This is a genomic window from Cellulosimicrobium cellulans (genome assembly GCF_001722485.1).
GTDB classification, from domain to species: domain Bacteria; phylum Actinomycetota; class Actinomycetes; order Actinomycetales; family Cellulomonadaceae; genus Cellulosimicrobium; species Cellulosimicrobium cellulans_A.
Map to the genome: position 1 here is coordinate 17,902 of NZ_LWGL01000025.1, position 11,344 is coordinate 29,245.

9 protein-coding genes and 3 tRNA genes are annotated in these 11,344 nt (G+C 75.3%); 6 read left to right on the plus strand and 6 right to left on the minus strand.

All coding sequences use genetic code 11. The features are described 5' to 3' along the window. Positions 1-54: 54 nt before the first annotated feature. From trmB to JZ5iCDA_RS04985, 5 genes are all read right to left on the minus strand, one after another. The gene (gene trmB, locus JZ5iCDA_RS04965; RefSeq protein ID WP_253181961.1) at positions 55-891 is read right to left on the minus strand and encodes a tRNA (guanosine(46)-N7)-methyltransferase TrmB; all 837 of its coding nucleotides are present in this window, start codon (positions 889-891) and stop codon (positions 55-57) included. 141 nt (positions 892-1,032) lie between these two features. Then, on the minus strand, positions 1,033-4,833 hold the full coding sequence (locus JZ5iCDA_RS04970; protein ID WP_069386147.1) for a metallophosphoesterase: 3,801 nt from the start codon (positions 4,831-4,833) through the stop codon (positions 1,033-1,035). A 244-nt stretch (positions 4,834-5,077) separates the two neighbouring features. Beyond that, positions 5,078-5,153: transfer RNA gene (locus tag JZ5iCDA_RS04975), tRNA-Lys, on the minus strand. A gap of 82 nt (positions 5,154-5,235) precedes the next feature. After that, positions 5,236-5,311 (minus strand) — tRNA-Lys (locus JZ5iCDA_RS04980). Positions 5,312-5,405: 94 nt separating this feature from the next. Beyond that, on the minus strand, positions 5,406-5,702 hold the full coding sequence (locus JZ5iCDA_RS04985) for a GroES family chaperonin (RefSeq protein ID WP_069386156.1): 297 nt from the start codon (positions 5,700-5,702) through the stop codon (positions 5,406-5,408). A 134-nt stretch (positions 5,703-5,836) separates the two neighbouring features. Between JZ5iCDA_RS04985 and bcp the strand changes: the two genes are divergently transcribed. Together bcp and JZ5iCDA_RS04995 are read left to right on the plus strand one after the other, a co-directional pair. Beyond that, positions 5,837-6,313 (plus strand): thioredoxin-dependent thiol peroxidase, encoded by a 477-nt coding sequence (gene bcp, locus JZ5iCDA_RS04990; RefSeq protein ID WP_069386148.1) that lies wholly within the window; start codon positions 5,837-5,839, stop codon positions 6,311-6,313. Between the two features lie 30 nt (positions 6,314-6,343). Continuing rightward, positions 6,344-6,425 (plus strand) — tRNA-Leu (locus JZ5iCDA_RS04995). Between the two features lie 79 nt (positions 6,426-6,504). Here JZ5iCDA_RS04995 and trxA read toward each other — a convergent pair. Continuing rightward, positions 6,505-6,888 carry a thioredoxin gene (trxA, locus tag JZ5iCDA_RS05000; RefSeq protein ID WP_069386149.1) on the minus strand — a complete coding sequence of 128 codons (384 nt, stop codon included), beginning with the start codon at positions 6,886-6,888 and terminating at the stop codon, positions 6,505-6,507. 136 nt (positions 6,889-7,024) lie between these two features. On the opposite strand from trxA, the gene JZ5iCDA_RS05005 reads away from it, so the two are divergent. The 4 genes from JZ5iCDA_RS05005 to JZ5iCDA_RS05020 all read left to right on the plus strand — a co-directional run. Next, the gene (locus JZ5iCDA_RS05005; RefSeq protein WP_069386157.1) at positions 7,025-8,437 is read left to right on the plus strand and encodes an MFS transporter; all 1,413 of its coding nucleotides are present in this window, start codon (positions 7,025-7,027) and stop codon (positions 8,435-8,437) included. Beyond that, positions 8,434-10,077, plus strand: a complete 1,644-nt coding sequence (locus tag JZ5iCDA_RS05010) for a pyridoxal phosphate-dependent decarboxylase family protein (RefSeq protein WP_083259679.1) — start codon at positions 8,434-8,436, stop codon at positions 10,075-10,077. Before JZ5iCDA_RS05005 ends, JZ5iCDA_RS05010 begins: the two co-directional genes overlap by 4 nt. A 37-nt stretch (positions 10,078-10,114) precedes the next feature. After that, positions 10,115-10,684 carry an NUDIX hydrolase family protein gene (locus tag JZ5iCDA_RS05015; RefSeq protein WP_069386150.1) on the plus strand — a complete coding sequence of 190 codons (570 nt, stop codon included), beginning with the start codon at positions 10,115-10,117 and terminating at the stop codon, positions 10,682-10,684. A gap of 154 nt (positions 10,685-10,838) precedes the next feature. Beyond that, on the plus strand, positions 10,839-11,344 hold a 506-nt coding region (locus JZ5iCDA_RS05020), incomplete at its 3' end, for a flavodoxin family protein (protein WP_083259681.1).

The following is an 11,344-nucleotide window of genomic DNA, read 5'->3' on the forward strand; positions in this document are numbered from 1 at the left end:
CGTCGCCGCGGCACGGGCCACCGGTTTCCGCGAGCGCCCTCCCCGCGGGCGACGTCAGACCCGGATGTACTCGAGGTCGGTGATGACCCGCCCGGCGGCCTCGCCCTTGCGCTCGAAGCCCGTGAGCACGCGCCCGTCGAACCGGGGCGCGACGCCGCCGGGGCCGTGCGCGTTGCGGAACCCGGGCGCGGCGTCGAGCACCTCGAGCATCTGCTCGGCGTACTCGGCCCAGTCGGTGGCGAGGCGCAGCGTGCCGCCGGGCACGCCGTCCGAGGGCGCGCGCAGCACGCGCGCGGCGAGCTCGGCGAACGACGACGTCACGAGCCGGCGCTTGTGGTGCCGCGACTTGTGCCACGGGTCGGGGAAGAAGACCCACAGCTCGTCGACGCTGTCCTCCGGCAGCGTCGTGGCGAGCAGCTCGGCGGCGTTGACCTGCACGAGGCGCAGGTTGGTGAGGTCGCGCTGCGCGGCGCGCAGGACGGTCTGCGCGAGGCCCGGCGTGTACACCTCGACGGCGAGGAAGTCCGTGCCCGGGTCGGCCTCCGCCGCCGCGACCACGGCCTCGCCCTGCCCCGAGCCGATCTCGACGACGAGCCGCGCCGACCGCCCGAACAGCGCCTGCGGGTCGACGACGAACGACGGGTCGACCGACGTGCGCGCGACGTCGCGCGGGACGTCGAGGAGGTAGCGGTCGCGGTGCGCGTCCCACGCCTTCTGCTGGCGTGCGCCGAGGCGCCCGCTGCGCCGCACGAACGAGACGGGCTGGGTGCGGTAGCGGCGCGCCGGCGCTTCGGGCGCGGTGGCGGACCGGTCGGTCGTGGACGGGTCGGACGCGGTCGGGTCGGTCGCGGTCGGGTCGGTCGCGGTCGGTGCGGTCAGCGGCTCGGGCACCGGACCAGGGTACGGCCGCGCGCGGCGCACGACGGCAGGACCGTCCGGTCCGGTGGCACGGCGACGGCCCGCACGCCCGGTCGCGGGCGTGCGGGCCGTCGTCCGCCCCGCCGCGGCGTCAGGCGCCGCGGCGGGGTGCGGTCAGCCGCAGCTGATCGCGTCGAACGGGACCTCCACCTCGGCGGTCCGGCCGTCACCGCTCGCGGTGACGCGTGCGGTGCCCGCGTCGACGCCGGCGGCGCGCACCGGGAAGGCCTGGTACGCGGACCGGCCCGGCTGCACGTCGGTCACGGTGCGCGAGCCGAACGGCGTCTCGAGCGTGACGTCCGCCGCGACGGTGTCGTCGTTGGTCGCGCGCACGGCGACGTAGGCGTTCCCGGCCATGCACTGGCTGCGGGCCACGGTCGACACGACCAGGCCGTCGGGCGCGGGCGCCGTCGTGAAGGACTGCACCGGCGAGACCGTCCGGCCGCCGTCCGCGCTCGTCGCCGTCACCGACCACGCGTGGCGCGTGCCCGGCTCGAGGCCGTCCCACGTGACGGTCGCGACCTCGCCCGAGGGCACGGTCGCGGTGCCGATCTCCTCGGCCGGCGTGAAGAGCGACACGGCGTCGGTCGAGAGGGTGGTCGTGCGGCTCGTGAGGTCCACGGGGACCGTGAAGTCGTCCTCGCGGCCGTCGTAGCGCTGCTCGTCGTCGTACTCCGTCGCACCGAAGTTCTCGAGCCACGGCGAGTACGTGTCGACGATCATCTCGGACCGGTCGACGTCGAACTGGAGCAGGCGGAAGAAGCTCGCGCCGAGACGCAGGCCCTGGTCGGGCTCGTAGCCGCCGATCTCCGTCAGCCCGGCCTCCTCGGCCGTGATCTCGTAGAACTGGTAGTCGGCGAGGAGCTCGACGACGCCGCTGCCCTCGGTGCCGACGTCCTGGCGGACGTTGATGCCGACGCCGTGCCGGTGCCCGGTGAGGACGAGGAACACGTTGGGGTTGGGCTCGACGACCTTGGCGTGCACGAGGCGCCCGTCGGGCGTCGAGTGCGGCGAGCCGCGCCCGTCGGGGCTCGTGCTCGGCACGAGGTAGTCGTGCGTCAGGACGATCGCGTTGCGGTCCGCGTACTGCGCGAGGACGTCGTCCGCCCAGGCGGCCTCCTCGTCCGTCACGCCGTACGACAGGTACACCGCGACGAAGTCGAGACCGCCGGCGGTGAACAGGTCGTAGTGGTTCTGGTTGTCGCCCTCGCGCCACGGCCCGCCGTACGACGCGTCCTCCCAGCCCTCGGACAGCGCCGCGTAGCGCTCGGGGCCGTAGAACTCGTTGAACAGCGCACCGGGCCCGTTGTCCTGGCCGGTGAGGTTGTCGTGGTTGCCGGCGAGCACGCCGTTCGGGATGCCCGCCTCGTCGATGATGCGCTGCGCCGCGGAGGAGAACTCGTACTCGCCGCGGGCCTGCGCGGCCATCGCCTCGTCGGCCGGGACGCGCGCGTAGTTCTCGTTGACGTCGCCCGTGTGCGCCATGTAGGCGATGCGGCGCTCCTCGGCGTTGTCGACGACCCACTGCGCGACGTCCGTGTAGGCCTTGCCCCAGACGGCGCGCTCCTGCGCCGTCTCCTGCTCCACCGCGCCCTCGGACAGGTATTGCGTGTCCGTGAGGTGCACCATCGAGAAGTCGTACGCGTCCGGGTCGGCGAAGTCCGTCTCCGCGCGCGAGCCGCCCGCGCCGATGTCGTCGGCGAACGGGTCGGTGCCCGTCACGAGCACGTGCACCGTGCCGTCGTGGGCGTAGCCGGCGTCGAGCGTGGCGGCGAGGGTGGTCGGTCCCTCGACCGCGCCGCGCGCGGACGCGAGCTCGTCCCACGCCGCGCCGTCCCACACGTGCAGGGTGGCGAGGCGCTGCGGGTCGACCACGCCCTCCCAGCGCACGACCTGCCCGGCGCCGTCGCCCTCGGCCGGGATCTCGAAGCGCTGGAAGGCGACGTCGCGCGACGGCACGGAGTCGAGCGTGGTGTCGTCGCCCGGGACGAGCGCGTCGACGGCCGCAGGCTGCTCGCCCTCGACCTCGAGCGTGGTCGTCGGGACCGCGGCGACCTCGCCCTGGGCGGCGAGGACGGGCGAGGAGACCTCGGCGCGGGAGAACGTCGCCGTGACGTCGCCGCCGCCGGGGACGGCGACGCGGGCGCCGAGCTCGACGGAGCCCTCGATCCCGGTCGTGCCCGTGGCCGGCGTGAGGTCGGTCGGGACGTCGGGGACGCCGAGGCTCGTGAAGACGACCTCGTGGGTGCTCGCGTTGCCGAGCACGTCGGTCGCGGTGACGACGAGGGTGTGCTCGCCGGGGGCGAGACCCGGACCGACGGCCGCGCCCGGCTCGAGCGCCGTGCCGTCGAGCGTCACGTGCGGGCCGTCGAGGACACCCGTGGCGTCGGTGAGCTCGACCGCGAGCGTCGTGGCCGTCGCGAGCTCGTCGCCGGCCGCGGGCGTGCTCGACGCGATCGCCGGACCGGTGTTGTCGGTCGTGACCGTGCGGCGCGCGAGGGCACCCGCGGCCGTCGCGGACGTGATCTCGTGGACGCCGTCGGCGAGCGTCGCCGTGTCGAGGTCCGCCCGCAGGCCGTGCGCCGGGGCGTCGGCGTCGCGCACGACGTCGAAGCCGAGGTCGACCTCGCGCGGACGCGTCGTGGCGGAGCCGCAGTTCCCGTCGCCGAGCGTGTACGACGGCGCGACCCCCACCGGGGTGGCCGTGCCGTCGGTCACCTCGAGCCCGAGCCCGGAGACGGTGAAGTCGTCGCGGTTGGCACCGCACGACGTGGGGTACGTGCCGGCGACGAAGCGGACCGTGTTGGCCCCCTCGCGCAGGTAGGCGTTCGGCACGTCGACGCGCACCGTCTCGCTGACGTAGTCGCGGTCGACGAGGTCGATGCGCTGCCCGTTGACGAGCAGGTAGTTGGTGTAGCGCGCCTCGATCGAGTTCGAGCCGACGGTGAAGACGAACGCCGACGTGCCGGCGCCCAGCGTCTCGGTCGTGGGCAGCGCGGTGCCGTCGACGGCGATCCCCGTGGGGGCGTCACCGCCCTCCGGGGGGGTCGCGAGGATCGTCTGCGGGCCGTTCAGCAGTGCGCCGTCGGCCGGGGTGATCGCCGGGGCCCCGGGCGCGGAGTTGTTCACGGTCACCGCGCTCGACGCCTCGAGGCCGGCCGCGGTCGTCGCGGTGAGCGTGTGCGCGCCGTTCTCGAGCGTCGTGGTGTCGAGCTCGGCGGACAGGCCGGTGGTCGCCGCCGGGTCCTGCGCGAGGTCGAACTGCAGGTCCGCGCTCTGGACGCGTGCCGTGTTCGTCCCGCACGAGCCGTCGCCGAACGCGTAGGAGAAGCTGTTGGCCGAGCCGTCGGCGACCTCGCCGAGCAGCTCGAGGGACACCTCGGTGACGTCGTAGTCGTCGTAGTTCGCGCCGCAGGACGTCTGGAACGTCCCGACGACGAAGCGGACGTCGTTGCGGCCCTCGACGAGCAGGTCGGCCGGGACGTCGAGCGCGACGCGCTCGGAGACCATGTCGCGGTCGAGGTCGAGGCGCGTGCCGTTGACGAGCACGTAGCTGCCGTACCGGGCCTCGATCGAGTTGCTGCCGACGTCGAAGAGCAGGCGCGCGGTCGCGGGCGTCGGCGTCGCGACGAGCGGCGCGCCGTCGACCGCGAGCTCCGCGACGGGGTCGCCCGCCAGCACCGGCTGGGCCTCCACGGTCGTCGTGCCGTCGAGGTAGGTGCCCGTCGTCGGGTGGAGCACCGGGGTGCCGCTCGGCTCCTCGGGGCCGGTCGTCGTGGCCGCGGCCGCGCTCTGGGGAGCGAGCACCGCCCCGGTGGTCACCGGGACGAGCGCTCCGGCCGCGAGGGTCGCGCCGAGCGCGGCGGCGACCGCGCGCCGTCCCCGGGGCGCGGGCGGGTGCACGTGGACGTGCATCGGGTGTCCTTTCGTCGTCGAACAGGCGAAGGGCACGGCCCCACCGTCTCCGGGGCGCCCGCACCCGTACCGGACGATCCCGGGCAGGGGTGAACTCCCGGACGAGCGGGGACGAACGCGTGCGGAACGACCGACGACGGTCGGGTGGCGCGGGGGTGCTCCCGAGGCGCGCGCGGGACCGGTGGGAACGACGACGGCCGCCCACCCGGGGGGTGGACGGCCGTCGTGCGCCGGGGACCGGCAGTGGTGCGCCATCAGGGACTCGAACCCCGAACCCGCTGATTAAGAGTCAGCTGCTCTGCCAGTTGAGCTAATGGCGCGCGGGAGGAAACACTAGCAGCAGGCGGGATCCCGACCCACGGCTCAGGCCGCCGACCCGGAGGGCCGACGGCCTGCTGCTGGTGGTGCGCCATCAGGGACTCGAACCCCGAACCCGCTGATTAAGAGTCAGCTGCTCTGCCAGTTGAGCTAATGGCGCGCGAGAGAAAACACTAGCAGCCGCCCGACGCCGCCGGAAATCGGTGCGGGGTCGCCGGGTGTGAGGTCCGCGACACCGCCTCTCCACCCCGTCGCTACAGGTACAGCCCCGTCGGACCGCTCTCGTCGACCTCCTGGGAGACGGCGTGCACGTCGCGCTCGCGCAGGAGCACGAGGTCCTTGCCGCCGAGCTCGACCTCGGCGCGCTCGTCCGGGTCGAACAGGACGCGGTCCCCCACGGCGACCTGGCGCACGTGCTCCCCCGCCGCCACGACCACGGCCCACGCGAGGCGCTTGGGACCGACCGCCGTCGCCGGGATGACGAGGCCCGCCGAGCTCTGGCGCTCGCTCGCGTCCACCTCCGGCTCGACGAGGAGCCGGTCGTGGAGCATGCGCACGGGCAGGTCGGTGCGCCCGCCGGAGGACGCGGGCCGGGAGGGCGTGGAGGTCGTCTTGCTCACGACCACCACGCTACCCGGGTCGCCTACCCTCGGAGGGCACACCCTCCGCGCACCGAAGGAGACCCATGGCCACGCGCCTCGCCGTCGGCGACACCGCCCCCGACTTCACCCTGCCCGCCGCCGACGGCAGCACCGTCACGCTCTCCGACCTGCGGGGCGGGCGCGTCGTCGTCTACTTCTACCCCGCGGCCGGGACGCCGGGCTGCACCACGCAGGCGTGCGACTTCCGCGACAGCCTCGCGTCGCTGCAGGGCGCCGGGTACACGGTCGTGGGCGTCTCGCCCGACCCGGTGGAGAAGCTGGCCGCGTTCGCCGAGGCCGAGCAGCTGACCTTCCCCCTCGTGTCGGACACGGAGAAGTCGGTCCTCGAGGCGTACGGCGCGTGGGGCGAGAAGAAGAACTACGGCCGCACCGTGGTGGGCGTCATCCGCTCCACCGTCGTCGTCGACCCCGAGGGCACGGTCGAGCTCGCGCAGTACAACGTCAGGGCGACCGGTCACGTCGCGAAGCTGCGCCGCGACCTCGGGATCGATCCTCGATAGCCCTCGGGCCCGCCGTAGACTGGCCGCCGCGCGCGAGTGGCGTAACTGGCAGCCGCGCCAGGTTTAGGTCCTGGTGTCCTCGGACGTGCGGGTTCGAGTCCCGCCTCGCGCACGGCGCACACGAACGGCCCGCCGCCCGGAGGGGCGGCGGGCCGTTCGTCGCGAGAGCGTTCGTCGCGGGTCGGCGGTGCTCAGGCCTCCTGGGCCGGCGAGCCGTTGTTCGCCGCGGCGATCTGCTGGCGCACGTCGTCCATGTCGAGGCCCTTGACGGCGTCGACGACCTGCTTGAGCGCCGGCGCGGGCAGCGCGCCCGGCTGCGAGAAGACGAGGATGCCCTCGCGGAACGCCATGAGCGTCGGGATCGACGTGATGTTGGCGGCGGCGGCCAGTCCGCGCTCGGCCTCCGTGTCGATCTTGGCGTGCACGACGTCGGGGTTCTCCTCCGACGACGCCTCGAAGACCGGCGCGAACATCTTGCACGGTCCGCACCAGTCCGCCCAGAAGTCGACCAGGACGATGTCGTTCTCCTTGATCGTCTGCTCGAACGTCGTCTCGGTGAGCGTCTGCGTGGCCATGTCGGGTCCTCCATCGGTTCGTGGTCCGTCGGGTGAAGCAACGCGGGAGCAGCGAGTATTCCCCGTCCGCCGTCACCCCGCCCCCTACGCTGTCGCTGTGACGCACGCCACCGGTGCCTCGGGCCCGCGCGACGACCTGTCCCCGCCCTCCGCGCGGGCGGCCCGCCCCGACCGGCGCACCGTCGTCGGGTACGCCGCCGGGTCGGTCGGCACGGGCGGCTTCGGCACGCTGCCCGGCCTCGTGCTGCTCGTCTACCTCACCGACGCGCTCGCCGTGCCGGCCGCCGTCGCCGGCCTCATCGTCACGGGCGCGAAGGTGTGGGACGTCCTGGTGGACCCGTTCGTCGGGTACGGCTCCGACCGGGACCTCGCGCGCACCGGGTCGCGCCGCCGGTTCCTGACGATCGGCGCGCTCACCCTGCCGGTGCTCTTCGCGCTGACCTTCGCCGTCCCGGCCGCGGCGGGCCCGACCGCCGCGGCGGTCTGGGTGCTCGTCGCGTTCCTGGTCGCCGCCACCGCCTTCAGCATGTTCCAGGTGCCGTACATCGCGCTGCCCGCCGAGCTCGGCCTCACGTACGACGGCCGCACGCGCCTGCTCGCCTGGCGGGTCGCCGCGCTCGCGACGGCGATCCTCCTGTTCGGCGCGGGCGGTCCCGTCCTGCGGGGCGAGGGCGACTCCCTGTCCGGGTACCTCCTCATGGGCGTCGTGTGCGGCGTCCTCCTCGGCGCGGGCATGCTCGTCACGGCCCGCATCGCGCCCCGGGGCCCGGCGCGCCCCGCCGCCGCCCTCGCGGCGCAGGGCCCCACCGCGACCCGTGCCTGGGCGACCGCCGTCCGGGAGGCCTTCGACGCGCTGCGCCGCTCCCGCCCCTTCCGCACGCTCCTCCTGGCGTTCGTCCTGCAGGCCGTCGCGACGGGGCTCATGCTCGCGGGCGCGGCGTACGTCGCACGCCACGTGCTGCACGACGAGGCCGCCGTCAGCCTGCTGTTCGCCGCGCTCATCGCGCCCGCGCTCGCGTGCATGCCGCTGTGGACGCGCCTCGCACGGCGCGACGGCAAGGAGCGCGGCTTCGTCGTCGCGACGGTGCTGTTCGCCGTCGCGGCGCTCGGGATGGTCCCGCTCGCGTGGGCGCCCGGGGCGTGGGTCTACGTGCCGACGGCGCTCGCCGGCGTCGCGTACGCGGGCATGCAGGTGCTCCCCCTCGCGATGCTCCCCGACGTCATCGCCCACGACGCGCGCACCCACGGCGACGGCCACGGCGGCACGTTCAGCGGCGTCTGGACGGCGGGCGAGACCGCCGGGATGGCGCTCGGCCCCGCGGTGCTGTCGGTCGTGCTCGCCGTCACCGGATACGTCTCGACCCGGGCCGGGGAGACGGCGGCGCAGCCCGCGAGCGCCGTCGACGGGATCGCGCTGTCGTTCTCGGTCGTGCCCGCCGTGCTGGTGCTCCTCAGCCTCCTCCCCCTCGTGCGGTACGGTCTGCGGAGGGGGGATGTCGACGGCACCGCGACGGAGCTGCCGCACGACCACGACGGAGCCGCTGCATGACCACCTCGCCCCGCCCGACCGCCGAGCACCTCGACCAGGACCGGCCGGCCGCCCCGGCCGCCGTCGGGCCCCCGCCCGTCCCGCTGCGGACGGAAGGCATCCTCGAGCGCCTGGCGCGGCTGCGCGCCGCCGACGCCCCGACGCACGGCGGCCGCGTGCTGTCCTACGTGTACGACCCGGGCCTCGCCGAGCTCGACGAGCTCGCGGGCGCGGCGGCCCGGGCGGTCCTGCCGGTCAACGGCCTGGACCCGACGACGTTCACGTCGGTCGCGGTGATGGAGCGCGAGCTCGTCGCGTTCGCGCGCGACATGCTGCACGGCCCCGCGGCGGGGCCGGACGCGGTGGTCGGCTCCGTCACGTCGGGCGGGACGGAGAGCTGCCTGCTCGCGGTGAAGGCGGCGCGCGACGAGCTCCTCTCCCGCCGGCCGGGTGCACGGCCGCGGCTCGTCGCCCCGGTGAGCGCCCACGCGGCGTTCCGCAAGGCGGCGCAGTACCTCGGACTCTCTCTCACCCTCGTGCCGGTGGACCCCGTGACGGGCGTGCCGGCCGCGGCGGACGTCGTGGCCGAGCTCGACCGCCCCGGCGCCGACGGCGACGTCGCGCTCGTCGTGGTCTCCGCACCGTCCTACCCGTACGGCGTCGTCGACCCGGTCGTGGACGTCGCGGCCGCCGCGGCACAGCGGGGCGTGCCCGTGCACGTCGACGCGTGCGTCGGCGGGTGGGTGCTCCCCTTCTGGGAGCTCGCGGGCGGCGACACCGTCCCGGCGTTCGACTTCGCGGTCCCGGGCGTGACGAGCATCTCCGCGGACGTGCACAAGTACGGCTACGGGCCGAAGGGCGCGTCCGTGCTGCTCGTGCGCGGCCGCGACCGGCAGCGGCACCAGTTCTTCGCGACGACCGGCTGGCCCGGCTACCCCGTGGTGAACTCGGGCGTGTCCGGCTCCCGGTCCGCCGCGCCGCTCGCCGCCGGGTGGGCCGTCTCCCAGGCGCTGGGCACCGAGGGGTACACGGCGCTCACCGCCCGCTGCGTCCGCGCGACGCGCGTCCTGCACGGCGCGGTCGCGGGGATCGAGGGCCTGCGCGTCGTCGGACCGCCCACCGGGCCCCTGCTCGCGGTCGCGACCGACGAGGGCGTCGCACCGGCGCGGCGCGTCGACCCCCACGTGTGGGCGGACGCCGTGCGGTCCCGCGGCTGGGTGCTCCAGCCGCAGCCCGGGCTCGTCCAGGACGACGGGACGCGCCTGCCGCACACGACGCACCTCACCGTCACCCCGGTCACCGAGGCCGGGCTCGGCGGCCTCGTGCCCGCGCTCGTCGCGAGCGCCGACGAGGTGCGCGGCACCCCGCGGCCCGACACGTCCCCCGCGCTGGGGGCGCTCGCGGGCCTCACGGGTCCCGCGGGCGGAGCCGCGCCGACGTCCGACGAGGTGTGGGGCGTGCTGCGCGCGGTGCTGGGCGCCCCCGAGGACGGCTCGGCCGGGTCGGTCGTGCCGAGCCGGCTCGCGCCGCTCATGTCGATGATGGAGTCCCTGCCCGCGGCCACCGCCGAGCGGCTCCTCGTGGAGCTGCTCGCACGCGTCGCGGAGCCGGTCGACGAACCGGTCGACGAGCCGGTGGGCGGCGCGGCGCGCGCCGGATGAACTCGCCGCGGTGGGTCTCGCGGGGTAGAACAGGTGCGTGACGGACACCGCCGACTACCCTCCTGACGACTTCTCGCACGACAACCCCCGGCCCGCCGGGTGGCTCAGCGCCGAGGAGATCGCGGTCGCCCGCGCGCAGCTGCCGCTCGTGTACGTCGACGCCGTGCCGGTGCGGGTCGACGACTCGGGCGACGTCGTCGCGGTGGGCCTGCTGCTGCGCGTCGCGCCGGACGGCAGGATGACGCGCGCGCTCGTCTCGGGGCGCGTGATGTACCACGAGCGCATCCGCGACGCGCTCCTGCGTCACATCGAGAAGGACCTCGGCCCGGTCGCGCTCCCCCAGGTCCCGGCGTCGCCCCAGCCGTTCACCGTCGCGGAGTACTTCCCCACGCCGGGCATCACGTCGTACCACGACGCGCGCCAGCACGCGGTCTCGCTCGCCTACGTGGTGCCCGTGTCCGGGGACTGCCGGCCGCAGCAGAACGCGCTCGAGCTCGCGTGGCTCACGCCCGAGCAGGCGTGCAGCGACACCGTGCAGGCCGAGATGCACGGCGGGCAGGGCGTCCTGCTGCGCCAGGCGATGGCGTTCGTCGGCCGTCTTCCCTGAGCGCCCCGCGCCCGGCTCTCGCCGCTCCGTGCCGCGGGACGGAGGTCCCCGGCACCCGTGACCGGCGTCCCTCGCGCCCGTCCCCTGCGCAGGGCGACGGTGGAGGCAGGGACGTGCCCGGCCGGAGGGCCGGGGCGGGGTGGAGGGAGCAGGCATGGACGCCGTTGTGGTCTACGAGTCGATGTTCGGCAACAGCGAGCGCGTGGCCCGCGCGGTCGCGGAGGGACTCGGCGAGCGCGTCGCCGTCCGGGTCGTCGACGTCGACGACGACGCTGCGGCCCCCGCGGCGCTGGGCGACGTGGACCTCGTCGTGGCCGGCGGGCCGACGCACGCGTTCGGCATGACGCGCCCCGCGACGCGCGCGGACGCGGTGCAGCGCGCCACGGGCGAGGTGTCGCACCGCACGCGCGGTCTGCGCGAGTGGGTCGAGTCGGTGCCGCGCCAGCCCCGGGAGGGCCTCGCCGCGACGTTCGACACGCGCGTCACCAAGGTCAGGCCGCTGCCCGGGTCGGCGGCCCGGGGCGCGGCGAAGGCGCTGCGGCACGCGGGCTTCCGCATGCTCGTGCCCCCGGCGTCGTTCTACGTCGGCGACGTCGAGGGGCCGCTCGACGACGGCGAGCTCGACCGCGCCCGCGCCTGGGGCCGCGCGCTGGCCGACGC

Excerpts from the sequence above, each read along its gene's own strand:
- JZ5iCDA_RS04970 (WP_069386147.1), bottom strand. The coding sequence starts at position 4,833 with ATGCACGTCCACGTGCACCCGCCCGCGCCCCGGGGACGGCGCGCGGTC.
- JZ5iCDA_RS04985 (WP_069386156.1), bottom strand. The coding sequence starts at position 5,702 with ATGCTCCACGACCGGCTCCTCGTCGAGCCGGAGGTGGACGCGAGCGAG.
- bcp (WP_069386148.1), top strand. The coding sequence starts at position 5,837 with ATGGCCACGCGCCTCGCCGTCGGCGACACCGCCCCCGACTTCACCCTG.
- trxA (WP_069386149.1), bottom strand. The coding sequence starts at position 6,888 with ATGGCCACGCAGACGCTCACCGAGACGACGTTCGAGCAGACGATCAAG.
- JZ5iCDA_RS05010 (WP_083259679.1), top strand. The coding sequence starts at position 8,434 with ATGACCACCTCGCCCCGCCCGACCGCCGAGCACCTCGACCAGGACCGG.